This is a genomic window from Sorangium aterium (assembly GCF_028368935.1).
In the GTDB taxonomy this organism is placed as follows: Bacteria; Myxococcota_A; Polyangia; order Polyangiales; family Polyangiaceae; genus Sorangium; species Sorangium atrum.
This window is the reverse complement of record NZ_JAQNDK010000002.1, coordinates 1,009,057-1,033,450: the sequence shown is the minus strand read 5'-3', so window position 1 is coordinate 1,033,450 and position 24,394 is coordinate 1,009,057. Positions and strand designations below refer to the sequence as shown.

18 protein-coding genes are annotated in these 24,394 nt (G+C 72.1%); 7 read left to right on the top strand and 11 right to left on the bottom strand.

Annotated elements, in window-relative coordinates; translation table 11 throughout:
• Window positions 1-46: 46 nt before the first annotated feature.
• Window positions 47-3,940, bottom strand: coding sequence for an RHS repeat-associated core domain-containing protein (locus POL72_RS18930; RefSeq protein WP_272097943.1), 3,894 nt, complete (start codon window positions 3,938-3,940; stop codon window positions 47-49).
• Between the two features lie 487 nt (window positions 3,941-4,427).
• Here POL72_RS18930 and POL72_RS18925 point away from each other — a divergent pair, with 487 nt between their 5' ends.
• The 7 genes from POL72_RS18925 (at window position 4,428) to POL72_RS18895 (ending at window position 9,437) form a co-directional block, all read left to right on the top strand.
• Window positions 4,428-5,402 carry a helix-turn-helix domain-containing protein gene (locus POL72_RS18925; RefSeq protein ID WP_272096826.1) on the top strand — a complete coding sequence of 325 codons (975 nt, stop codon included), beginning with the start codon at window positions 4,428-4,430 and terminating at the stop codon, window positions 5,400-5,402.
• 267 nt (window positions 5,403-5,669) lie between these two features.
• Window positions 5,670-6,194 (top strand): hypothetical protein, encoded by a 525-nt coding sequence (locus POL72_RS18920; RefSeq protein ID WP_272096825.1) that lies wholly within the window; start codon window positions 5,670-5,672, stop codon window positions 6,192-6,194.
• A 120-nt stretch (window positions 6,195-6,314) separates the two neighbouring features.
• The gene (locus tag POL72_RS18915) at window positions 6,315-6,773 is read left to right on the top strand and encodes an MmcQ/YjbR family DNA-binding protein (protein WP_272096824.1); all 459 of its coding nucleotides are present in this window, start codon (window positions 6,315-6,317) and stop codon (window positions 6,771-6,773) included.
• 230 nt (window positions 6,774-7,003) lie between these two features.
• Window positions 7,004-7,519: a hypothetical protein gene (locus tag POL72_RS18910; RefSeq protein WP_272096823.1), complete on the top strand. Its 516-nt coding sequence runs from the start codon at window positions 7,004-7,006 to the stop codon at window positions 7,517-7,519.
• Window positions 7,520-7,937: 418 nt separating this feature from the next.
• On the top strand, window positions 7,938-8,414 hold the full coding sequence (locus POL72_RS18905) for a hypothetical protein (RefSeq protein ID WP_272096822.1): 477 nt from the start codon (window positions 7,938-7,940) through the stop codon (window positions 8,412-8,414).
• A gap of 212 nt (window positions 8,415-8,626) precedes the next feature.
• Window positions 8,627-8,959 (top strand): ArsR/SmtB family transcription factor, encoded by a 333-nt coding sequence (locus POL72_RS18900; RefSeq protein WP_272096821.1) that lies wholly within the window; start codon window positions 8,627-8,629, stop codon window positions 8,957-8,959.
• The gene (locus tag POL72_RS18895; protein ID WP_272096820.1) at window positions 8,943-9,437 is read left to right on the top strand and encodes an SRPBCC family protein; all 495 of its coding nucleotides are present in this window, start codon (window positions 8,943-8,945) and stop codon (window positions 9,435-9,437) included. Before POL72_RS18900 ends, POL72_RS18895 begins: the two co-directional genes overlap by 17 nt.
• A 48-nt stretch (window positions 9,438-9,485) precedes the next feature.
• Here the strand turns inward: POL72_RS18895 and POL72_RS18890 are convergent, their stop codons facing one another.
• From POL72_RS18890 to POL72_RS18845, 10 genes are read right to left on the bottom strand one after another with little or no spacing between them, the layout of a single operon-like run.
• The gene (locus POL72_RS18890) at window positions 9,486-10,835 is read right to left on the bottom strand and encodes an ABC transporter permease (RefSeq protein ID WP_272096819.1); all 1,350 of its coding nucleotides are present in this window, start codon (window positions 10,833-10,835) and stop codon (window positions 9,486-9,488) included.
• Entirely contained in the window at window positions 10,804-11,796 is a 993-nt protein-coding gene (locus POL72_RS18885; RefSeq protein WP_272096818.1) for an ABC transporter ATP-binding protein, read from the bottom strand. Before POL72_RS18885 ends, POL72_RS18890 begins: the two co-directional genes overlap by 32 nt.
• Complete coding sequence (locus POL72_RS18880; RefSeq protein ID WP_272096817.1) at window positions 11,793-13,199, bottom strand: TfuA-like protein; 1,407 nt, start codon at window positions 13,197-13,199, stop codon at window positions 11,793-11,795. Before POL72_RS18880 ends, POL72_RS18885 begins: the two co-directional genes overlap by 4 nt.
• On the bottom strand, window positions 13,196-14,485 hold the full coding sequence (locus tag POL72_RS18875; protein WP_272096816.1) for a YcaO-like family protein: 1,290 nt from the start codon (window positions 14,483-14,485) through the stop codon (window positions 13,196-13,198). Before POL72_RS18875 ends, POL72_RS18880 begins: the two co-directional genes overlap by 4 nt.
• A gap of 49 nt (window positions 14,486-14,534) precedes the next feature.
• Window positions 14,535-17,165, bottom strand: coding sequence for a thiopeptide-type bacteriocin biosynthesis protein (locus tag POL72_RS18870; RefSeq protein WP_272096815.1), 2,631 nt, complete (start codon window positions 17,163-17,165; stop codon window positions 14,535-14,537).
• Window positions 17,162-19,720: a lantibiotic dehydratase gene (locus POL72_RS18865; RefSeq protein ID WP_272096814.1), complete on the bottom strand. Its 2,559-nt coding sequence runs from the start codon at window positions 19,718-19,720 to the stop codon at window positions 17,162-17,164. Before POL72_RS18865 ends, POL72_RS18870 begins: the two co-directional genes overlap by 4 nt.
• Window positions 19,717-20,496, bottom strand: a complete 780-nt coding sequence (locus tag POL72_RS18860; protein WP_272096813.1) for a nitroreductase family protein — start codon at window positions 20,494-20,496, stop codon at window positions 19,717-19,719. The genes POL72_RS18865 and POL72_RS18860 overlap by 4 nt, the downstream gene beginning before the upstream one ends.
• On the bottom strand, window positions 20,483-22,279 hold the full coding sequence (locus POL72_RS18855; protein ID WP_272096811.1) for a SagB family peptide dehydrogenase: 1,797 nt from the start codon (window positions 22,277-22,279) through the stop codon (window positions 20,483-20,485). The genes POL72_RS18860 and POL72_RS18855 overlap by 14 nt, the downstream gene beginning before the upstream one ends.
• Window positions 22,276-23,013 carry a hypothetical protein gene (locus POL72_RS18850; protein WP_272096810.1) on the bottom strand — a complete coding sequence of 246 codons (738 nt, stop codon included), beginning with the start codon at window positions 23,011-23,013 and terminating at the stop codon, window positions 22,276-22,278. The genes POL72_RS18855 and POL72_RS18850 overlap by 4 nt, the downstream gene beginning before the upstream one ends.
• The gene (locus POL72_RS18845; RefSeq protein ID WP_272096809.1) at window positions 22,991-24,307 is read right to left on the bottom strand and encodes a YcaO-like family protein; all 1,317 of its coding nucleotides are present in this window, start codon (window positions 24,305-24,307) and stop codon (window positions 22,991-22,993) included. The genes POL72_RS18850 and POL72_RS18845 overlap by 23 nt, the downstream gene beginning before the upstream one ends.
• Window positions 24,308-24,394 lie beyond the last annotated feature (87 nt).

Below are 24,394 nucleotides of genomic sequence, written 5' to 3'. Positions count from 1 at the left end.
CGATCCAGGGGACCACCGGAGGATGATGCGCTTCTCGCAGCCCTCTTCATTTCTTTCTCTCGTTCTTCTGTTGCTGACGCAGCTTTTCATAGGTAGCATCCGACTTACTGCTGAATGCGACACCATAATATCCCTGTGTCGTCGCGGCCTTCGGGTTGGCAGCAGCACCCAAGTCGTGGTCGTATCCTGTAGCGACCTCCTTGCCCGCCGTCCCCTTCCCCTTGACCTTGCACGAGCCGTTTGTGTTGCCCTTGTAGGTGACCTTGTTTTGCACCCCCTCTGGCTGCTCCCACATGTACTCCACAGTCGAGTTCGCGTCGGCCGCCGCGCGCATCAGCGCCGCATGACAGGTGGGGCACGGCGGGAACTTGCCTTCGAGCTTGTACTTGCGCTGCCGGCGCGGTAGCTCCCGCGCTTGCTGCGTCTTTCCGAACGCAAGCAATTCCTGGGCGAATTTCTGCTCGCCACATCCGTTGTTGCGCGGATTGAGGCCTGCCGGGGGAGCGTTCAGCCCCGGCGATGTCACGCCGCCGGACGGGAATCCGCCCGGGTTGCCCGCAAAGTTCTGGAACGCCGCCGGCGCACCCGTCAGCTGGGCGATGACCAGCCCCAGAGGGTCAGGCCAGCCGATCGGATTGTGGCCGTAGGCGAACAGGTTGAGCCCACCGAAGTAGCCGATGGGGTCAGGGCTGATGTACCTGCCAATCTCAGGGTCGTAGTAGCGATAGCGATTGTAGTGAAGACCGGTCTCGGCATCATCATACTGGCCAGGATGACGAAATTGCGTCGTCTCCTTCGAGCCGGGAGCAGGCCGCGCCTTCCCGAAGACGGAGCGCTCGAGCCTCCCCAGCAGCCGACCGGTCGCATCGATTAGATCCGTCGGCGCGCCAATGACGTCCTCTACATAGTAGACCCACGCGCCGCCTGCGGTGTCGCGGTGCCCGAGCGGCATCGGGTCATCGGAGTCCTCGAACAGGTATGTGCGGACAGACTCCGGCACCCCAGAATCACTGATCTTCACCTCGTGGATCAATGACATGAGGTCCCAGACATAGTGGTATCGAGCAGTGACGCGGCCATGCCTTAGTGTGCGCTTGACGACGCGACGCGCGAACGCGTCGTACAGGAACTCCACGCGCAGTCCGTCGGGACGATCGACGCTCTCCAGAAGACCATACGCGTTCCAGCTGTAGCGCCATGTCTCCAGCGTCGGAGATGCCGGGCTTCGCACCGTCTTCTTGATAAGGTAGCCCCGCGCGTCGTAGGTGTACTGGGTGTTCCCGCGCGTCGTGAGGACGTTGCCCTGCGCGTAGCTGCGCTCGAGACCGCGGGCGCCGATCTCGTTGTAATTAGAGCACGGATCGACGTGAAACGTTTCCCGCGTTCCATCGGCACGCTGCCTGCAAACGAGTCGCTTTCTGGCGTCGTACTCGAACACATCGGACAGGCCGCCCGCGGTGGACATGCTACGGAGCTCGTCAACGGCGGTGTACTCGTAGCGGTGATCGACCATATGTGCGCGACCGACCCCGATCCACTCCGGCTCATCGCTTCGTTGACCGTCCTGCAGCCTCTCGACGTGGCGGCGCCGCAGGCGGTTGGCGGCGTCTCGTGCGTCGAGAATGGCTCCACCGGCGGCGAGATCGATGCGCTGAACGGAGCCGAGCGGGCTTCGCGTGATAGACAGGACGCGACCGTCGCGGTCCTCCAGCGCTGCGACGCGACCGTTCGCGTCTCGCTTCACGCGCAACTCGTGGCCGAGCGACGTCCGAAGCGCTAAACGATCTCCGGCTTCGTTGCGCCAGCTCTGAACGACGTAGGTCGCCCCTTCCACGGTGATGGATTCCTTGGTAATCCGGCCCGCCGCGTCACGCTCGAACGTGAGCTCGACCTCCGCGGAGGACGCGAACATCAGCTCGCCGCGCGGGTCATACTCGAAGCGCCGCGCGGAGTTGTCGTGTGCGACGTGCTCCAGGATCTGCCCCGCCGGACTGAGCTTCAGCTCATGCAGACCGTCGCCTTCGTCGTATCCCGTGATGCGCCCGAGCAGATCGCGTTGGTAGCGGACGCTCGCGCCATGAAACTGGCGCTCCGAGGAGAGGTTCCCGTCTGCCAAGTACGAGCGCTCGGATTTCTCGCCTCGCTCGTTCAGATGGTACAGCAGCCATCCCTCGCGGTTGTAGAACGCGCGCAGCTCGGAGCCATCGGGATGCAGGACACGCGTGAGCCAATTCAACCCACCGTATTCATACGTCGTTGTGCTGCCGTTCGGCTCGGTGGTTGAGACCAGGTTGCCCATCCCGTCATAGCGACAACTTGTGGTTCGGCCGAGCTGGTCCACGATGTGCGTCACCCGCCCCGATCGGGTGTAGCGCAGATGTATTTCGTAACCGAGCGGATTCACGATCCGAAGCAGGCGTCCCCAGTAGTCGTACATGAACTGGTAACGCGCCCCGTTCGGAAACGTACGAGCGGTGCAGTTACCGTGATAGTCGTACTCGAACAGATGCCGCCCACCACGTTCATCGACGACCTCACGCGCGAGACCTCGTTCAATATGATTGAACTGAATCAACCCATTTACCTGATCGCGCATCAAGACGACTTCGCCGAAGCGGTCGCGGTGAATCGCCGTGCTGCCTCCGCCGGGGTCGACGATCTCGATTTCTCGGCCTAGCGTGTCGCGCCGGACGTGGAGGACTTGGGCGTCGGGATTCGTTTCCATCCCAATCTCATCCATCTCATCGTATTTCCAAGTCCACGTCGCCCCTGTCGGATCGGTGAGCGAAATCATGCGTTCTCGCTCGTCGAAGACACGCGCCGTAACTCCGCCTCGAGCGTTCACGGCTTTGCCGATTTCATCGGCAGGACCACGAAAAAAGCGCTGCAGCCGCACAGAATCGACAACCTCGGTGTAGTCGCCATCATATACAAATCGACAATGATAGATACCTTTCGCTGGGTGCCCGTCACGTAGGACAGGCGGCGCTTCGGAAGCCAGCGCGGCATCGGCGTGTCCCGGATAGTTTCCCCAGGTCTCGATGCAGCTACCCTCGTCGTCGTAGACGAAGTGAAAAACGATCCCGCTCGGATATTCGAGGCGCTGTAGGCGATGATGTTCGTCGTACCCGTAGCGGGTCGAGTAACCATCGGCGTCAATGGCCTCGATCAGGTCGCCATGAGCATTGTATTCGAAGCGGGCGAAGATGAGCGAGTCCCCGTTCGGATCTGGCACGGCGATCGAGCGGATTCGACCTTCCTGGGTGCTGTGGAAGACGATGGTGCGCCCTGCCGAGTCCATAACGCATACCAGGCGCCCGGCCTCATAGTTCAGACGCAGCCAGCCACGGGCTCGATAATTGACCGCGACCAGCCTGTATACGGCGGACGTCGGCTCTGTCTTGGCGAAGTGATGGATGAACTCGTTGCCGGGCCGTACCGCATAGCCCATCTCAGTGCGTAGAATCCCCCAAGGCCCGACAGACGCCTGCTCGCCGGTGCCGTCCAGCGCCGGAAGGGTCTCCACGCCGCCGTCGCCTGACCGCAGAACGAGTCCGCGTCGGGTCTCTTCCAGCGTCCAGGCCAAGCTATGTCTCCAGCCGAATCCCAGTCCTACGTCCTCGTCGCGTCGAGCAGAGGAATATGCACGGGTGATATCGAGGTTGAAGAACCCCGGCAAGAAGAGGTCCGTCTCAGGGCTTGTGAAGACCTCTCCCGAAATGACGTCGACGGGGTCTCCTCTGGAGATACTTCGGCTGCAGTTGGTGCATCCGCCGTTCGCGCCGGGGCTGCATCCTTTTGCGTCCTTGCCACCACCGCTGGCATCTCCCTTGCCATTCTTACCGCCTGCGCCTCGCTCCCCGCCACGCCCTCGCCCACCTTTTCCGCGGCCTCCGCCGCCTCCTCCGCCTCCACCAGCGATGAAGACGCCCGGGTTCATGCCGGGAATTGCGGGGATATTGGGGACGGGTGCGGTGCGTGCCATCGCTGTGTTTCCGGGATATCCGTGGTAGGCGGATCGTCGCACTCATGCTAATCAGGCCAGCGCAGCGACGCGACAACAAAACAAATAATGCATTCTCCTGAGGACGGAAGCCGCCTGCTCGTGGCGGATGCACCGGCCCCGCCGCCCTGCCCAGCACAGGAGCGCCGCCCTCGACTGGGTCCTCACGTTCAGCGACATCAACATGCTCGTGGACATGGGGGACGCGAGCGCACGGAGGCCGATTGCCGCGCGCTGCTCGAGGCAGCGGCGCTCGGCGTGACGTGCGTGCGCTAGACGCCGAGCTTCTTCCGGATCTTCGAGGTGGTCCGGGCCTGAGCCCCCTCGCGACGGCGACCCGTCCCGTTGCCGAGGCGCACCGCGATGATCTCCGCCAAAGGCTTCCAGAGACTCGCGCTGTCGCTGCCCGAGGCCGAGGAGCACGATGCCACCTCGGGCTGAGGTGCTGCAAGACGATCCGCCGACGCGCCCCGCCCCGCGCGCGCGGCTGGCTCACGCCCGCGTCGACGTGTACCCTTCTCCCGCGATGGCGATGCAATCGCTGGCGCCTCGTGCACGGATCGCCCGCGGCAAGTCCGGTGAGGGCCGCTGGGAGATCGCGACGCGGCCCCCGGCGCCGCACCTCCGGCCTTACATCCGCGACTACAGCGGCTACACGGAGGAGACGCCCGGGCCGCTGCGGCGGCGAGAGCTCCCGGCGCCGCAGATCGTCGTGATCATCGAGTTCGGACCGCCGCTGCGCGTGTTCGACGCGGGGAGCGATCGCCGTCATTCCTCGCACCCCGGCGGCTTCGTCGCGGGCCTCGACGCCACCTTCACGATCACCGAGCACGACGGGTTCCAGCGCGGGCTCCAGGTGAACCTCACCCCCATCGGGGCGCGGCTCTTCTTCGGGGTGCCCATGGAGGAGCTGACCGGGCGCGTGATCTCGGCGCGCGATCTGCTCCCGAGGAAGCACGCCCGGCTGGCGGAGCGCCTCGAGGAGCTCCCGACCTGGGACGCGCGCTTCGATCTGATCGAGCGGGCGCTCGGCGAGCGCGTGGACGAGGCGCGGATCGAGGTCGGCGTGGTCTCGTGGGCGTTCCGCCGGATCGAGGAGCGCGGGGGCGCTGTCGACATGCGCGCCCTCGCGCGCGAGCTCGGCTACAGCCAGAAGCACGTGATCGGCCTGTTCCGCGAGCACGTCGGCATCCCGCCCAAGCTCCTCGCGCGGCTCGTGCGCTTCGATCGCCTGGTGCGGCACCTCAAGACGGGCGCCACGGGGACGTGGGCGGAGCTCGCCCAGCGGTTCGGCTACTACGACCAGGCGCACCTCGCGCGCGACGTGAAGCAGTTCAGCGGGACGACCCCGACCCGGACGCGCGCGGCGCTGATCGACGTCGCCGGCATGAGCCCGTAGCGGGCGAGCGCTCTTTGGGGCTCCGGGCGTCGCGCGCGCCGGGGTGGGACGTGGGACTCCCGAACCGCGGCGCGGGCGGCGATTGCGTGAAAAAGCTGCGCTCGCCGATCGCGGAGGAAAGGAATCTTCTCGTCGAACGTAGACCGTTCTGAGCAGCGCAGTCGCCCGGAAGGCGCCCGCGCCCAGCGCTTTCAGGCGCTGTGGCGTCGCCTGGAGGGCCGCGCGGAAGTGCTCAAGGTGAACGTCCTCGTTCAAGGAGATCTCGACATGACACGGATGAAGATTCTCGGGTTTGTGATGGCTGGTCTCGCGCTCGTGGCTTGCGGCGGTGATGAGGGTGATGGCGATGGCGGTAGCGGGAGCGACATCGAAGGCAAGCAGCTCGGCGCGCTGACGGCCGAGGAGGCCGACGGCCTGTGCGACGACCTCCGCGGGCAGACCAACACGATCTCGAAGGAGGACGAGTGCGAGGCCGAGGGGGTGGTTGGCTCGTTGTTCGGAATCGAGTGCGAGACCACCAAGCAGGAGTGCATCAGCGCTGCGGAGGAGTCCGAGCTGACGGGCGAGCTCGATTCGTGCGGAGCGTCCCAGTTCACCGGCTGCACCGCCACGGTCGCGGAGCTCAGGGCCTGCATGACCGCCGTGGTAGGCACCATCAAGGCGCTCACGTGCGAATCGACGCTCGCTGACATCGCGCAGAAGCCCGCTGCGTGCGCCGCGGCCGAAGAGAAGTGCCCGGCGTTCTTCGGGCGACAGGACGAGGAAGACGAGAGCGAGGCCGAAGGCCCCTGAGCGGAGCGCCCGCCCCGCCGCGCGGCTCGGCCTCGCTGGCAGGAGCCCGCGGCGGGGTAAAATCTTTACAAGACCGCCGGCGTCGCGTTCTTCAGGATAAGCTTCGAAGGAGCGAACACCATGTCGAGCGGGTCTCCCACGCCTTCCACGCCTCCCCCTCCCACGCATGTTCCTTCTGCGTTCCGTTCCGAGGACTTCCAGAGGCTCGCGCTGTCGCTTCCCGAGGCCGAGGAGCAGGACCACTGGGGCAAACCGTCGTTCCGCGTGCGAGGGAAGATCTTCGCGACCCACTGGGTGGCGGAGGAGCACGCGGTCCTCAAGCTGTCGCTGGAGGAACAAGACAGCCTGGTGCAGGCGCAGCCCGACGTCTTCTCCGTGACGCCGTGGGGGCACCAGGGCTGGACGCGGGTGGAGCTCCGCCGCGTCGATCGGGCGCTCCTGGAAGAGCTGCTCGTGGGCGCATGGCGTCGCGTGGCGCCGAAGCGCGTGGTCGCGCAGTGGGACGCCGGCCGCAACGGGAAGCCGACGGCGCCTCCGGACGCACCCTCACGCCCGGCGAGACGTCGGCGCGCCCCCTGACGCGCGCCGATACACTCGGGCGAAGAGCGCCTCGACCGCGCGCGGCAGGGCTCGCGCCCGAGGCCGCCGTCTATTTCTCTCCAGCAGGAAGAAAGATTGAACCGCGGTCGTAGTAGGTCCGGCCCGCGCGCCTGCCCGGCCGACGATGCAGCCCGCTCGCTTCCTTGGCGGAGCCGTCCTCGAGCGCCGCGCGGACACGCTGGTGAACATTCTCGATGAGGGAGCGCTCGATGACACGGATGAAGCTTCTTGGATTGCTGATGGCTGGCCTCGCGCTCGCGGCTTGCGGCGGCGACGACGACGGGGGCAACGGGGACACCGGGAGCCAGAGCGGAGGTGACCTCGACGGCAAGCAGCTCGGCCAGCTGACGGCCGCGGACTCCCAGGCGGTGTGCCAGGATCTCGCCGCGTCGATCAATGTCACGAAGGAAGACCTGTGCGAGGTCGCCGGCGCGTTCGCCGGCGCCTTCGGGGGTGACTGCGAGGCCACCAAGGCCGAGTGCATGAGCGCCCCGGAGCAGCCCTCGCAGGGCGACGGCGGGTGCTCCACCGAGGGCTTCGCGGGCTGTACCGCGACGGTGGCGGAGTACAAGGCCTGCATGAAGGCCCAGGCCGACGGCGTCAAGGCGATCACGTGCGCAACGCCGCCCGACACCTCCGGGGAGCCCCCGGCAGGGTGCGCGGCCCTCACCGAGAAGTGCCCGGAGATCGTCGGCTCCGGGGAGACCGACGGCGAGGGCTCCTGAGGTCGCCCAGCGCCCCGCTGACCGATCGTCCTCGGGCGCCACGACGCCGAAGCGCGCGATGAGCGCCACGACGTCGGCCACGGACGGCCCGGGGCCCTTGGCCTCGTCGCCATCGCGGTGAAGCTCCCTGTCCGGAGCCGCGCCCGTTACGCCTCCTTTCCGACCAGGCCATGACATGCGGTGGGCCGAGCACCACCACGAGCTGCACGCGACCGGCGCGCCTCGAGCGCCATCCCGCGCTGTCCGCCGATCCGAGCTCCACCGACGAGAGGGTCGCCCGCGTGACACGCGAGGCCGACGCGGCGATCCGGCTGGGGACGCTGCCTGAGAGCGCGGAGCGTGGGTATCGTCAGGCGAACGGGGTGCCTGCGGGTCCTGAACGGCCACGAGCGCACCTCCCTTGTCAAGGAGAGCTCGAATGAGACGGATGACGCTTCTCGGGGTCCTGGCGGCTGGGCTCGCGCTCGTGGCGTGCGGTGACGAGGGGGGCGAGACCGGAATCGCCCTCGACGAGAACCAGCAGCTCGGCGAGCTGACGAGCGAAGAGGCCAGCCAGGTGTGCGACGATCTCAAACAGCCGATGAAGCTCGCGAAAGCAGACCAGTGCGATCTCGTCGGACTGCTCAACTCCCGCGAGATAGAGGCCTGCGTGGCCATCTGGCGGCAGTGCCTTATCTCTCCAGGTGAACCTCTGACGTCGAGCAGGTGCTTCACGTACGAGTTCGAGGGGTGCGCCGTCACGGTTGCGGAGGCCAAGACATGCCTGATCGCCATGGCCGGCACCCTCAAGGAGCTCTCGTGCGGGTCCGACTTCGACCTCTTGCAGCCTCCTGAGGAGTGCGCGGGCGTCCGCGCGAAGTGCCCGTCGATCCTCGAGAACGGCGAAGGCTTCTGAGGTCTCCCCTCGCCCCGCTTACCGGCCGCTCTCGATCCAGCCGCGTCGCCGCATCGCCTCGCGCCAATACCCTCGGTCGTCGAGCGCGAGCGTCGAGCTGTCGCGGCTCCTCGCATCCTACATCCGAGCACCTGCAGCGGTCCGCGCCCGGATCCGCGCCGGCCGTGCATGCCGGACCTTGACAGGTGACCATTTGGTAACATATCAAGGGGGTGACGGACGACGATCGCGTCTTCAAGGCGCTGGCCGATCCCACCCGGCGCTCTCTCCTCGACCGGCTCTTCGCGCGTGACGGCCTCACGCTCACGGAGCTCGAGTCCGAGCTCGAGATGTCGCGGTTCGGCGTGATGAAGCACCTTCGTGTGCTCGAAGCCGCGGGGCTCGTCGTCACGGTTCGATCGGGCCGGAAGAAGCTTCACTACCTGAACCCGGTCCCCATTCGCCAGATCCACGATCGTTGGATCGACAAGTACACAGAGGGGCGCATTTCGGCGCTCGTCGATCTGAAGAAGCAGCTGGAGGAGAACAATGACGACGAAGAGTGAGAAGCCGGTCCACGTCTACCGAGTCCACATCAAGGCGACGCCCGAGGCCGTCTGGGATGCGATCACGAAGCCCGAGTGGATCGAGAAATACGGTTACTGCGCTCGCGCGGAGTACGATCTGCGCCCCGGCGGCAAATACCAGGCGTTCGCGAACGCGGAGATGGCCCAGCACGGCGGCCCCAAGGTCATCATCGATGGAGAGGTCATCGAGGCCGACCCTCCGCGAAAGCTCGTTCAGACGTGGCGCATCCTCTGGGATCCCGAGATGAAGGAGGAAGGCTTCAGGCGACTGACCTGGGAGATCGAGGTGAGCCCCTACGGCATCACGTCGCTGACCGTGACCCACGAGGTCGGCGACGCGCCCAAGACGGCTGCCATCACCTCGGGCGCGATCAAGGAAGCCGGCGGAGGCTGGAGCTACATCCTGAGCGATCTGAAGACGCTGCTCGAGACAGGCAAGACGCTCTCGGCAGCTTGAAAGCGCTGCGCCGCGCGTTCGGACAGCCGATCGCGCCGTCGGCCCGCGTCACCTGGCGCGGGCCCAGCGCCAGAGCTCGCGGAGGCTCGGCGTCGCTCCATGGGAGAGCACGCCTATCCGGAAGATCCTTGCGGCGACCCAGATGAAGAGCAGCACGGTCGCGCCGGTGCCGCCGATGGCGACGAGGATCTGCCAGAGCGGCGGCTCGGAGACGAGGACCCGGACGAACATCACCATCGGGGCGTAGATCGGGATCATCGAGAGCACGACGGCGAGCGTCGAGCCGGGGTGACCGGCGATGACCACGAGGAAGAACGGCGGCGCGGAGAGCGCCATCGAGATAGGGCTCATCAGCTGCTGCGCGGCCTTCTCGGAGCTCGCGGCCGCGCCCCCGACGGCATAGACAGCCACGTTCACGAGATATCCCAGGAGAAAGAACACGACGAAGTACACGGCGACCATGGGACGAAGCAGGGTCTCGGCGTCGATGAGGCGCGGCCCTCCCAGCGCGCCGATCGCGGCGCCCGCGACAGCCGCCATCCCGAGCCACACGACGATCTGCGTGAGGCCGGCGGCGGCGAGGCCGAGGATCCTCCCGGACAGGAGCTCGAACGGCGTCACCGAGGAAAGGAGGATCTCCATGATACGATCCGACTTCTCCTGCACGATGCGGCGCAAGATCTCGCGACCGTTCAAGAGGATCGCGACGAAGAGCAGGCCGCCGAAGCCGAAGGCGACGAGCATGTCGAGGTCGCCGCCGGGGCCCCCGGGGCCGCTCGAGGAGAGAGGCGCCGGATCGAACGCAGGGGGCGACAGGAGGCCCTCGATCTCGGCGGCGTCGCGGCCGCGCGCCGTCCACCGCGCCACGGCGACGCCGCGCGCCATCGCCGCCGCGGCGTGCTCGACGGCGTCGAGGTCAGCCCCCCTCGCGTAGAGCGCGCCCCTCGCGCCAGGGTCCTCGAGCATCGCGGGCGGGAGCACCACCACGCCGTCCACGCCGTGCCCTCCCGCCTCGACGCCCGCCCTCGCGCCGTCGAGCAGCGCCGCGACGGCCGCGCTCGTGGCGGCGGCGTCCCCGGGGGCGACGTAGGTGAGCCGCAGCCGGGCGGCCCTCGGGAGCACCGCGCTGCCCATCGCGGCGCCGAGCGACCTCGCTGCGGACCGCGCCGACGCCTCCTCGGCGAGGCCCGCAGAGGCGGCCTCCACGACCCCGCGGAGCCGGCCTGTCCCGTCGACAACGACGACCGAGCGGTCGCCGACGCCGACGGCGACGATGAGCGCAGGGAGCAGGCCCACCGCCGCGAAGAGGACCGGCAGGAGGAGCGTCGTGAGGGCGAAGGACGCGGTCTTCACTGCGGCGACGTACTCACGCTTCAAGACGACGAGGATGCGGCTCACGAGGCGCCTCCAGCGCCGCGCCCCGGCCCGCGCGCGCCCTGTGGGCGAGCGGCGGCGGGGCGCCCTCGCCGACGACGCGAGAGAAGATGTCACCGAGCGACGGCGACGAGACCTCGAACCGCCGCACCCGGAGGCGCGAGATCGCCGCCGAGAGCGCCCGCTGCGCGTCGCCGGCGTCGCGCAGCACGAGCTCCGCCGCGCCGGGCTCGATCCGCGCGCTCACCACGCCGTCGACGCCGAGGAGGAAGGTGCCGTCGCCGTCGAACTCGATCCGCGCGGTGTTGCCGGCGAAGGACGCCTTCACCTCGCCGACGGGGCCCTCCAGGACGACGCGCCCCCGATCGACGACGACGACGTGGTCGGCCAGGCTCTCGGCGAGCGGCATGACGTGGGTCGAGAGCAACAGGGTCTTTCCGGCGGCGCGGAGCTCCCCGAAGAGCCGCTTCACGACCACGGCGTTGACGGGGTCGAGGCCCGACATGGGCTCGTCGAGGACGAGGATCTCCGGGTCGTGGACGAGCGCGCCGCAGAGCTGCACCTTCTGCTGGTTGCCCTTCGACAGCGTCTCGATCCGCGCGCGCGCGACGTGCGTGAGCTCGAGCGACCGGAGGAGCCGCGCGGCGCTCTCGCGCGCGCGGCGCGGGCGGACGCCCTTGAGCTCGCCGAGGAAGGCCAGGTGCTCGGCGACAGGCATCTGCTTGTACAGGCCTCGCTCCTCCGGGAGGTAGCCGACGCGATCGCGGATCGCGACGCTGTCGCTCCTGCCTCCGAGCACCTCGACCGCGCCCTCGTCGGGGAGGAGGATGCCTGTCACGAGGCGCATCGTCGTCGTCTTCCCAGCGCCGTTCCGGCCAAGGAGCGCGGTGGCGCCGCCGCGCCGCACCTCGAACGACACGGCGTCGATGGCCCTGCGCGACGCGAAGACCTTCGTCGCCCCCCGGAGCGAGATCGCGGGCCTCATCGGCGCTCCGGGGCCGAGGCGCTCGCGGCGCGGTCGCCGGGCGCGGCGCGGCGATAACACACCTCGCGCAGCGCCACGCGCTTGAACTCGTCCGCGTCGGCGAAGCCGGCGGAGCGCAGCGCGCCCGCCGGATCGGGCGGCACGGGCGCGCCCAGGCATCGCTCGAAATACCACCGGATCAGGTCGCCTTCGCCCATCCCGGCGTCGGAGAAGGCGGGGTTCGACAGGCCGAGCTCGGCGAGGCGCTGCTGCTTGTCGCGGGCCCGAGAGAGCAGCTCCGCGTACTCGCCGGAGACCGAGAGGTGGTCGCGGACGTGGCCTTGCGCCACCTCGTCCGTCGCCTTCTCGACCCAGCCGATGAGCGCCTCGTCGCGGAGCAGCCGCGTCAGCTCGCCCCAGCCGACGCTGAACCGACGCATCCACGCCTTCACGTCGTCAGGCTCATAGAGCCGCCGCTCGCGGCGGAAGGCGTCGGACGTCCGCTCCAGCGCGGCGTTGTCCACGGTGAGGCCGCGCCGCTCGGCCTCCTGCAGCGCGAGGTACCGGAGCATGGCGCCGCGCTTCGCCCGGCCGTAGGCCGCCGCGTCGAGGCGGAGCTCGTCGAGGATGCCGTCGAGGGCGACCGTCTCGTACGGCGACGGGTCGCCGGCGCTCGGGCGCTCCGCGGCGACCATCTCGCCGGCGGCCTGCTCGGCGCGGCACCAGAACTCGGTGACCTCGAACCTGTACGAGACGGTCTTCAGCGAGAAGCCCGCCTCGGCGCGCGCGCGGAGGTGCCGGAGCAGCGCGATCGCGTCGTCGCGCTTCTGGTTGACGCGCCCCTTCGGGAGGAAGTCGCGCAGCGACGCGAGCTCGCCTTGCGGGACGCCATGGCGGGACGCGGCGTCGAGGATCACGGGATAGGCGCGGTCGGGATAGTAAAGAGACTTCGCGATCGCCGTGAGGGCGTCGCGCGTGGCGGCGGTGATCACGCCCGCGGCCGCCGCGGCGTCGAACGTCCTGCGGAGGTTGACCATCGCCTCGGAGCCGGCGCGAAAGCCGCTGTCCGCGGGGCCGTGGACGACGGCCACCTCGTCGTCGTCCTCGATGAGGCCGTCGCGGTACCCCTCGAAGATGGCGCCCACGCCTTCCATGCCGAAGGCGGAGAGCTCGGCGGCGCGCAGCGCCCCCATGCTGGAGCTCCCGAAGACGTGGATGCCCTGCGCCATCGCGAAGAGGATCTCCTTGTGCCAGACCGCCGGGACCCGCTCGAAGTAGCCGTCGATGATCGCGATCGCGCTCGGGCGCTTCGCGCAGGCCCGGTAGACGTCGCCCTGCGAGACCGGCGGCAGATAGATGGCGTCGAGCTCCGCCCGCGCGGCCTCGAGCGAGAGGGTCGGACCGATGAAGACGATGATGCTCATGCGATCTCCTTCCGGCTCGCAGCGCTCCCGCTCCGGCGCTCGAGCGCGCGGCGGAACCGGCGGCCAGGGATGTAGTTGGGGAACGAGTGGATCCCTTCGAGCCCCGGAATCACGATCTTGACGACGGGGATGCCGAACTCCGGCTTCGTGAGATCGAAGGCGACGACGCTGTCGATCCCGACCGCGCGCAGCCGCTCGAGCTGCCAGGCGACGTCGTCCTCGAACGTGTCGCCCGCGAACGTGGGCCCCGCGGAGAACGGGCGCTCTCCGCGCGCCGTCAGCAGCCGGCGGAGGTGCCGGACCTGATCGGGGCTCCGGTGGCGGTCGTACTCGGTCCGGAGGAGGTCGTCGCGCGCGCCCGAGATGACCGTGAGCCGGGTCTGCGCGGCCTCGGTGAGGGCGCGCAGCAGCGCGACGGCGCGCGACGGATGGCAGCCTTGCCCGCCGGAGCCGTGGAGCGCCCGGACGGCATCCTCCGTCCGCTCGGCGATCAGGCACTCGTACGAGGGGATACCGACGTCGGAGGTGGTCTCCCACGCGCCGACGGCGACCCCGGCGGCCGAGAATTTCTCGAGCACCTCGCGGCAGCCGGGGTCATCGATGCTGTCGAGATCGAGCCGCCTCGCGTCCCGCTCCTCGTCGGTGAGGGCCCCCCACACGGCCGTTGCGTCGCGCTCGACCACCTCGCAGATACCGTAGCTCACCGCCTCGAGGAGCCCGTTTCCCGACGAGAGCCCGTTGGTCGAACAGCAGAAGATACCCGGGTTGACGCGGCCCACCGCGGTGGCGTTGACGTGCACGAGCTCGTAGGGGACCCACACAGGGGCGCCGCGCATGAGGTCGTAGCCCTCGGCCCAGAGGAGCGAGGTGTCCTCGTCGAGCGGCGCGCTCGAGGTCCGCGGCAGCGCGGAGACGTCGGCTATCGCGTGGGAGCGCGAGAGCTCGCGAGAGGAGCCGAGGAGCAGCGGCCGGACGATGTTCTCGCCGTGATAGGCCTCGATCGACTCCATCAGCCCAGAGACCTTCGCCGCCGCGAGCGTCAGCCCCTTTCCCTGGCTGACCGAGAGAGAGCGCGAGTTGGGGCGACAGACGACGACGACCGGTATCCCGATCGCGTCGAGCCCCGTGACGTTGGCTACCCGCGTGATCCCCATCGCCGGCATGAAGCCCTTGATTCGATCGAAGGTCTCCTCGGGCGAGGCCGCGCGGTGGGTGCCGTTCATGAAGCGCTTCTTCTCGGGGCCCGAGAGCCCAGGCATGGGCGGAAGCTTTGTCTGAGTCTCCACGATGCTTCTCCTTCGCTCTGCGCCCGCGGCGGGCGCGGCTCGAGTTCGTTCAGGGACTTTGCAAACCGAGGACCACCGGCCTGTCGCGGCGGCCGTCGCCGCGGCAGGCGTCGCGCCGCGCGCGGGCGATCGCCGTGACGAGCCGCCGCTCCTCCGGCGGCACGCCCACGGTGAGCTCCGCGGCGCGCGCGAGCGCGGCCGCCCTGCCGGCGTCGTCCCCCGCGGCGGCGGCGACGTCGGCCTCGAGGTGCGCCGCGGCGAGCGCGAGCAGGGGCGCGCTCTGCGGGGCGGCTCCACCGAGCGCGGCGAGGCGCGCGCGCAGGCGATCGAGGTGCGCCCCCGCCGCTGCGGCCTCGCCCCGCGCGAGGGCCGACTCGGCGCGCGCGTGGAGCACGGCGAGCGCGCCGTAGGGCGAGCGCCACACGCGGGCGCGCGCGGGCAGCGCGCCGTCGAGCCACGCGCGGACCGGGGCGGCGTCGCGGCGCGCGAGGCCGAGCGAGATCGCGTTCTGCGCGGCGAGCGACGCGAGGTCGAAGAGGCCGATCCACGCCGCGTGACGGGCCGCGATGTCGAAGAGCGCAGCCGCCTCGGCGAGCTCGCCCGCGGCCGCGACGCTGCTCGCGAGGCGCACGCGCACCATGAGGGCGCGGCGGAAATCGGCGAGCTCCTCGGCGAAGGCGAGCGCCCGGCGCTGGTGCGCGAGGCCGCGCTCGTGCTCGCCGCTGGCCGCGTGCGCGGCCCCGCGCCACGCGTGCGCGGCGGCGAGGCACTGCGGCGGCGCGTCGCCGCGCGGCGCGGCGAGCAGGGCGTCGAGCCGCGCCTCGTGCTCGGCGCGGCGCGCGTCGGTGGCGCACACGAGCGCGGCGTCGAGCTCCGCCCAGCAGCGCTCCGCGGCGGACGCGCCGGGCGCAAAGCGATGCTGAGCGACCTCGTCCCGGAGCGCGTCGAGCGCGGCGGTCTCGCCCAGGTTGTGGAGCGCGGCGATGAGGACGCGCCGCGCGAGCGCGCGGCGGCGCTCCGGGAGGCCGAGGCGGAGCGCCGCCTCCGCGGCCTTCCGCGCGAGGGCCGGGCGCGACATGCGGAGCGTCGTCCTCGCGAGGGCCACGAGCGCGTCGGCCCGCGCCGCGGGCGAGAGGCCGGGCGACGCAAGGGCGTCGCCGAGGATCGCGGCGGCCTCGTGCAGCGCGCCGGCGCGGCAGAGCGCTTCGCCCCGCGCGACCGTCGCGGGCCCCGGCGTCAGCGCGGGGGCGGCCGCTTCGCCTTCGGGCGCGCGCGCGGTCGCGGGCGCGACGCGGAGGAGCCCCGGCCCCTCCTCGATCTCGGCCACGATCGCGGCCCACCCGGGGCTCGGGCGCCCGCTCGCGGTGAGGACGAGGGCGAGCGGCTCCGTCTCCAGGGCGCGCGTGAGGAACGCGACGGCGTGCTGCGTGTCGGCGTCGGCGCCGTCGACGTCGCGGAGGACGAGCACCGTGGGCTCGAGCGTGTGCTCCGCGAGGAAGACGCGGAGCGCCTCGGCCACGGAAGCCGGGTCGGGCGGCAGCGGGCACTCCGGCGCGTCGTGCGCGGCCTCGATGCGGCCGAGGGCAGCGAGGAGCGCGCCGCCCGCCGGGTGGGCGTCCGCCAGGGCGCGCAGCAGCGCGAACGGCGCGGGCACCCCGGCGGGCGCGGCGGGCGCGATGAACCGGAGGCCGTCGTGGCGGGCCGCGTCGCGGAGCGCGTCGAGCGCGGCGCCTTCGCCGGGGTCGAGGAGCGCGGTGACGGGCCGGCGCTGCTCGGCCGCGCGGGCGAGGCGCTGCCACGCCTCGCCCGGCGAGACGCTCGGCGGGCGAGCCCGCGGCGGCTCGCGCGGGGCGCCTGCCTCGGCGAGCGCGTCCGCCTCGGCGAGCGCATCGGCCACCCACACCTCGAAGGCGAGCGTGAGCCCGAGGCGGTTATGGAACGTGTGGGCGAGGTTGGTCACGACGGCCCCGAGCGGCACGCCGAGCGCTCCGCGCCGCGACGCCTCGGCGAGCTCGGGCAGATCGGCGTCGAACGCGGTGAGGAGCGCGCGCTCGTCGTCGACGAGCTCGCCGAGCGCGGCGAGCCCCTCTCCCCGCACGAGCGCGCGCACCAGCGCGACCGACTCGGCGTCCGGTGCTTCGCAGGCGAGCTCCACGCCCGAGATGGCGCGGGCGAACGTGCGCCAGTGCCGCGCGTACCCCGCGAGGAACGACCGCCGCGCGTCCCCCGCGACGCCCGCGCGCGCGAGCAGCGCGTCGAGCGCGCACACGGCGACGAGGGCGCGCGCCCGCGGCCGCCCCGCCGTCTTCCGGATGCAGCCGAGCGCGAACCTGCTCGACGCGAAGAACTGCCGCTCCGCGATCTCCATCCCCACGGGCCCTCCGTGCTTCTCGAGCTCCGGCTCGTACGCGGCGGCCTCCGCGCGCGACACGGCGGTGCAGCACGCCGCCGCGGCGTCCACGCGCGCCGCCACGTCGACGGGGTCGCGCCCGGGGGCCACGCGCACGCGCAGCCGCAGGTGGTCGCCTCCCTCGGCGTACCGGAGGAAGAAGAAACGATCGATCGCGCCGCTCTGCTCGAGCCCGCTCACGAGCGGATCGATCGACCCGAGGAGGAGCGCGTCGGTCCCCTCGCCCTCGGGGCCCCGACCGTGGAACAGCTTCCGGTAGATCCAGCTCATCGCGCGCTCCTCTCGCCGTCGATCTCGACGAGCAGCTCCGCCGCGTGCGGCCTCCCGTCGAGGCGCAGCCACGACGCCTCGGGCTCCGGCAGGAGCTCGGTGAAGACGAGGTACCCGCTCCTCCCGTCGCTGGGACCGCCGAGCAGGCGAGCCAGCCCGATCAGCGTGAACGGGCTCTCCCAGTCGACGTACATGTTCGTCTCGGTGAAGCCGAAGCCGGCCGCCTCCCGCCCGACGTACCGGGCGAACCCCCGGGCCGGGATCTCGCGCTCGCGCCGCAGGCGCGCGATCGCGCGGAAGTACGACGCGTACGGCTGCTTCGGCTCCTTGCGCGGGACCGCGCTCACCGGGATCGCCCACCGCGCGCGCTCCACCACGACGCGACCGACCGTGAGGCGCGGGCGCCGCGGGGCCAGCGCGACGCCCCGGGCGAGATCGAGGCGATCGAGCACGTTGTAGAGATCCGCCCGCTCCGCGACCGTGTCGTCGCGGAGCCGCGGCGAGAGCGCGCGGAGCAGGAAGTGCGGATCGGGGAGCGCGGCGTCCCGCAGGAAGCCGAGGTGGATCGGCTCGATGTCGCGGCCGAGGCGGCGCGATCGGAGCCGGAGCTCGACCGCCGCCGCGTCGAAGCGGAGGGAGAGATCGCGGAGCGGGAGGACCTTGTCGCCGGGCGCGCTCGGCTCCCACGGGAGCTCGAGCGCCCACTCCGTGAGGCGCGGATGCACCTGGAAGTTGAGGCCGAGCGTGGGCGAAAGCTCGACGGGGAGCGGACCGTCCTCCTGCGCCAGGCGGCGGCGGATCGCATCGAGGGCCTCGGGGGCGCGCCCCGCGGCGTCCGCGAGGTAGCGCGACAGGTACTTCGCGCGCCCGGCCTGCGCGCCGTTGAGCACGACGCGCGGCTCCCCGCCGTCGCGCGGGCAGGGAGGCGCGATCTGGAGGAAGAGCGCCATCGACGACGGCGCGTCCGGGGCGGCGAGCCCCTCGAAGAGCCCCGGATCGAGGCGCACGGCATCGCCCGTCGCCGCGGCGGCGACGCGGCCGAGCTCCGCGTCGATCCAGCGGATCGGCTCGGATGCGCCGCGGATGCGCGCGACGCGCTGCGGGTCCTCGAGGATCTCGGTCACGAAGCCGCCGATGTCGTCGCAGACGCCGTCACGACCGAACCGCTCGACGAACGCCGCGCAGAGCCGGCGGTGCGCGGCCCCGCAGGCGCTCGCGCGGACGAAGCGCACGACCGGCTCGAGCGCCGCGGCGAGCGCCCCGCGCGTGGCAGGGAGCTCCGCGCCGAAGGCGCCGTCCACCATGACATCCTCGAGCACGGCCGAGCGCCCGCGACCGCGGCCGAGCTCGGCGGCGAGGCGCGCGCGCGCCTCGACGTCGGCGGTCGCGTAGTCCTCGAGGCGCCGCGCGACCGAGCGGAGCTCGTCCGGCGCGCCCGCGCACCCGATCTCGCCAAGGGCGTCTGCCGCGGCGCGCAGCGCTGCAGGGGTCGGACCCATCGGGACGCTCGCCGGCTCGAGCATGCCCGCCTCGACGAGCTGCTCGAGGACGTCGCGGCACGCTCGCTCGTCGGCGTCGTCCGACGCGAGCGCCCGGGCGGCGTCCTCGAGCGTGCGCCCCTGGGCGCCCTCGACGAGGCGGGCGACGGCGGGGGTCCACCCGAGCGACATCAGCTCGCCCGACCCTGCGCGCGAGAACACGACCGACGACGCGGCGCCCGCCGCGAAGCGCCGGAGCGGGTTCATCCGGAGCGGCAGGCGCGCGCGTGCGTGGGCGTGAGCCGCCGGCTGAGAAGACATCGCGCGCGCGACGAGCTCCCCGGCGTGCGCGAGCGCGAGCTGCGGGAGGCTGCGCCACCGCGCCTCCCCGGGCGTGCGCGGCGCGTGCGGCGCGTGCGGCGCGTCGCCGACGCCTGGGGGCGACGCGGAGAGGTCGAGCAGCGCGACGCCCGCGAACCCCGCGAACGGCGTCGTCCGCGCCGTGGCGCGGAAGACGTAACGCGCGATCGTGGCCTCGCGGATCTGCTGCGCCGAGGTGAGCGGCGCGCCGCTCGGGATCTCCGCGAGCTTCTGCGCCGTGGTCCAGTGATCGGCGCTCGAGAGCAGGATCCCCCCGAGCAGGCGCGAGCTCCCGAGCGTCTGGCGGAAGCGCTCCGACGCGGCGATCCACTCCGCGGCGAACGTCGCCTCGTAGCGCTCCTCCAGCGCGGCGCACCGGGCCGCGCGCGCGTCGACGAGCGCGAGGGCGGCGCGCGCCCCTTCCGGCGGCGCGGTCCTCGCGCCCTCGAGCGCGCCGGCCGCCACGGCCTTTCCGTTGAACAGCCGCCGCTTCACCTCGAGCGCCGCGCGGCGCAGCGCCTCGTCGTCGCACCCGCGCACGACGTCGAACATGCGCGCCGCCGCGTCCGCCCGCGCGGCCGCGAGCTCGATCTCGGCCACGGCGAGCTCGCGCTCGACCGCGGGGCTCTCGCGAAGGCGCAGCCCGACGAGCGCGTCGGCCGGCATCCCCGCGACGCGCAGCGCGCCCCACGACGCGACATGGAACCCGCGGCTCATCGCGGCTGCCCTCCGCGAGGCGCCTCGCGGGAGGTCGGCTGGCGGTGCCCTCCGACGGCGAACGCGAAGAACGCCGTATGATCGCGGCCGTCGAGCCCGAGGACCTCGTCGACCACCGCGGGGGCGAAGCCGCCGGTCGCCGTGTAGGTGAGCCCGAGCGTCTCCGCGACGAGGTACAGGCGGTCGGTGAGCCACCCCGCCGCGAACGCCGCGCCCCGGTAGCCGCGATCGCCGAACGCCACGAGCCACCGTCCGATCGGGACCACCAGGAAGAGCACCGCCGCGCCCATGGCGTGCTCGCGCTGGAGGATCGCGGTCTCGGCCATCCGCGCGCGCGACGCCGGACCGATCGGCGCGAGGAGATGCTCGCCGCGGTCGTACCGGTGCGCGCCGGGCGGGACACCGTCGACGTCGAAGACCACCGGAAACAGCAGCGGATCGAGCGTCGCGTCCGCGAGCCCCGCCGGCCGCGCCGCGGCGGCCGCGAGCAGCGTCCCGAGCGTCGCCGCGTCGAGGGCTCCCGCCGAAAGCCTTCCGCTCCGCCGCGCGGCGATGACCGACGCGAGCGAGCGCTGGACCGACTCGAGCGCGCGCGGCGCGGGCAGCGCGAGGGCGCGCTCCGCGTCCCCGGGCAGCGGCGACGGCGCGGGCAGCGCCGGCTCCGGCGACGGCCGCGTCTCGGGGTAGCGGCTCGCGACGACGAGCTCGGCGACCCCGCGCAGGGGCTGGGTCGCCGCCGCGAGCGTGGACGAGATCCTGTGATCAGCGAGAGACATCGCGGGCCTCCGTGGCTGCGCCCCTGAGCGCGATGAGGAGATGCGGTGCGAGATCGATGCCATCGACGCCGACGACACCTGCGACGACCTCGTCGTCGAACGTCCAGACCGCCGTCGCCGCGAGGCCGAGCTCCTGGGCGAGGAGCTCCACGCGGTGGGCCATCAACCCGGCGTCGAGCAGCGCGTAGGTGTACCCGCGCGCGTAGTACTTGGAGCACGCCCGCGCGACCGAGCCGACGACGACGATCACGGCGCCCGCGGACTCCACGGCCGCGGCGTGCTCGGCGCTCCCGCCCGCGAGCGCGGCGCGCGCGAGGGCGCCCGCGACCACGCCGGCGCGGAGCGGCGCGAGCGCTCGCGCTGCGAGCTCGAACCGGTGGACGCCCGCCGCGATCCCGGGGACCCGCGCCACGGCGACGTACGCCTCCGCCGAGCCGAGGTTCCCGGCCGACGCCGTGTTGCGACGCACGTGCGCCTCGCCCTCGGCGCGGCGCTCGACGCGCCCGCCGAAGCTCAGCTCGAGCAGCGCGCCGAGCGCGCCCGCGTCGAGCGTCCCCGTCGCGCCGCGCCTGCGCGACAGCGCGGCCCCCGCCGGCGCGCCGAACGCCGCGCCGAGCGGCGCGGTGACCTGCGTGCCAGCGCCCTCCGGAGGCCGCCGCGGCGACGGCGCGGCCGGCGTGCTCTGCAGCTTCCGCACCTCCGGGCTGATGTGCGCCTGCATCCCCGCGTGCTGGCCGATGTGCCACGGCTGGACGACCGTCGTGTTGTGGAACATCCGCGCGAGGCTCTCCGCGTGGCCGGACGGGAGCGTCGCCGTCCGCGGCGGCGCGTCGCCGCCGCAGAGCGGACAGCCGGGCAGCCTGGTCATGAAGGGGTGGAGCGCCGTCTCGCCGGCGCCGGGCCGCCACACCTCGACGTGCTCCAGCGGGGCCACCGCGAGCAGCCCGCTCGCGTGGAAGATCACGTGCTGCGCGACCCGGCTCACGAGCGCGCGCCCCCAGAGCGCGCGAGCGGCGCCGTCGTCGAGCGCCGGATCCGCCGCGGCAGCGCCGATCTGAAGCCGGACGCACGCCGGGCACGCGGACGCCCCGGGGATCGTGAGCGGCCCGATCGTCCACGTGCCGGCGTTCGCCGCGAGCATCGGGACGCGCGCCGCGATGCACGCGCGCGCCGCCGCCTCGAGCGCCTCCTGGTCGCCGATCACCACGGCCAGATCGACCTCGCCCTGCGCGAGCTCCCCGGCGCTCGCGGCGAGGCGGACGTCGGCGACGCCCGCCTCGCGGAGCATCGTCACGAGCATCCCCGCGAGCGGCGCGTCGCCGTCCCCCAGCGCGCGCACGCGCGCGCCTTCGAGCGCCCGCTGCGCTTCCCCCCGGCTGCGGTTGCGCCCGGTCCGGCGGAGGTACCTGCTGAAGAACGCGCGCTGCGCCCGGCGCGGCTCGTCGGCCCCGGCGCCCTCGCCCTCCTCGAGCATGCCGTGCATGTGCATCAGGTGGATCGCGTCCCGCAGGTCGGAGGCGACGACGCCCGGAAACGCGGCCTCGACGTCGCCGACGGTGCGCGTCCCGTCGAGCAGCGGCACGAGGTTCTCCATCACCCACGGGAGCGACGCTCCCTGGATGATCTGCGCCTCGCCGCCGACGACGTGGAGCGCTCCGCCCGGGAGCGTCACGCGGAGGAGATCCTCGACGAAGCGCGGGCGCTCCGGGCAGCGGAGCTCCCAGTAAAGCTCGGCGAAGCGGCTGAGATCGCGGGCCTCGTAGGCATCATCGGACGGGCTCATCGGCCACCTCCCACGCCGGACGATCCGGCGATCGCGAGCGGGTGCTCGGCGAAGTACCCCGCGAGCGACGCCCCGCGCCCCGCCGCGTGCTCGCCGGCGGCGCACCGCCCGCACAGCCCGACCCGGGCGAAGCGCCGCGCGCGGAGCGCGCCCGACGTGACGTCGCACTCCCAGAAGCGCCCCATGCGCGCGGCTCCGGCGCGAGGCGGCTCCGGCGCGCCGCGCTCCTTGAAGAGCGCGAGCGCCTCCGCGGCGAGCAGCGCCGCGGCCTGCTCGGTGACGGCCGCGAGCTCGCCCTGGAACCAGGGGCGAAGGTCGCCCGAGGCCCCGAGCGCCTCGAGGGCGTCGTGCGCCGCGAGGTCCAGCGCGACCGAGCGCACGCGCCGCGTGAAGCAGGCGAAGCACGGCGTGCGGCCGGGGACGATCGACGGCCCGATCCGGAGCTCGTGCGCGAGCAGCGTGCCCGACGTCCACGCGACCCGCGCCGCGAACGCCGCCGCGTCGAGCGCGAGCGCCGCCGCGGGCCGGGGGCGATCGGTCGCGAGGACGATCACCGCGTCGGGCAGCGCCTCCGGCGCGCCCGTGCCCAGCGCCGACGTCGTGACCCGCGCCCCTGCGCCGGTCAGGAGCTCCGCGCAGCGGGCGCCGAGCTCTCCGTCACGGATGACGTGCACAGCGGGCGCGCCGGCGGCGCGCTCCGAGGCCGGGCTCTCAGGCGAACGGGATCGGATCATCGGTGATCGACTCCTCTGTGCGAGCGCCGTACCCGAGCCTCTCCGGCGCGTCGTACAAGCGAGGGTGCGCGAGGTACCGCGCGTGGTGGGTGAAGCTGATGGGCAGGAGCTCGGGCACGATCACCTTCACGACGACGATCCCGAAGTCGCGGACCTCGGGCATCGTCACGTCGACGGCGACCACCTCCATGCCGAGCGCGGCGAGCCGCGCGACGATCGCCGCGAGCGGGTCGTCGCCCTCGATCGGGCGGGGGAACGCGGTCGCGACAGGCGCCTCCCGCGTGGCGAACGCGAACCGCGCCGGCCCGTCGGGCCCCGCGTAGAGGCGCCCGAACGACTCGGGTGTCTGATCGGCGTCGGTGAAGAACGACGCCCGGGTGACCGGCGGAGCGGGCTCGCTCAGCGCCACCCGCAGGCTCCCCACCTCTTCGAGGACGCGCGCCGCCGCGGCCTCGCCGTCGGGGCGGCAGGCCGCCATCGCGATCGCGTGCGGCGCGCTGTGCGCGCACGTCTGCACGGCGCCGATCACGGGGACGCCGACGTCGGTCGTGAGATCGAGGAGCGCCGTCTCCGTGCCCGCGGCCTCGGCGCTGCGAAGGAGCGCCGCGACGAGCGGGCTCCGCGCGCTCCCGGGCGCGATGCGCGGCATCCGGAGCTGGTGCAGCCAGAACAGCGCGAGGCTGTCGCGCTCGATCACCTCGCACAGGCCGGAGAGGATCGCCTGCCGGAAGCTCGCGCCCGCCGCGAACCCCGTCGAGAGCGGGAAGAGCGCGTGATCGCGGATCGGCAGCGGCAACCCCATGTACGTCGCCGTGAGCGGCACCCAGATCGGGCGCTCGTGGGTGAGCGAGAAGCCGCGCACCCAGAGCTCGTCGCGATCCGGATCGGGCTCGCGCAGGCGGAAGGTCGACGGCGCGCGGGCCCGCTCGCGCGCAGAGCAGCGCGGCAGCCGCGCGGGGTCGAGCGCGCGATCGCCGAGCGAGCGCGGCGTCGCGCGCAGCACCCCCTCGGTCGGGTACATGACGCCGCAGTAGCGCTCGAGGGCCTCGCAGACGGCCCGGATCTGGGCGGTGGTCTCGTCGACGGCCGTGCCGGAGCCGGTGAGCGACCCGAGCTCCGAGCCCGTGCGGGACGGGCCCGGGTGGAGCGCCGCGGGCCTGCCGAGGAACGCGGTGAAGCCGTGCATCTGCCCCTCGAAGCCGGGGGGAAAAATGAAGCGCCGGACACGGCGGATGATCCCGCAGCGCTCGTCGATGAGCGGCGCGAGGCGATCGATGAGCGAGATCTCCGGCATGGCGACGGCTCCTTGAGCGGGGCGGGCGGCGCCCCAGGAGCCCGGACGCGCAACACGCGTCCGGGCCGCCCAGGGCGCGCCTACGGG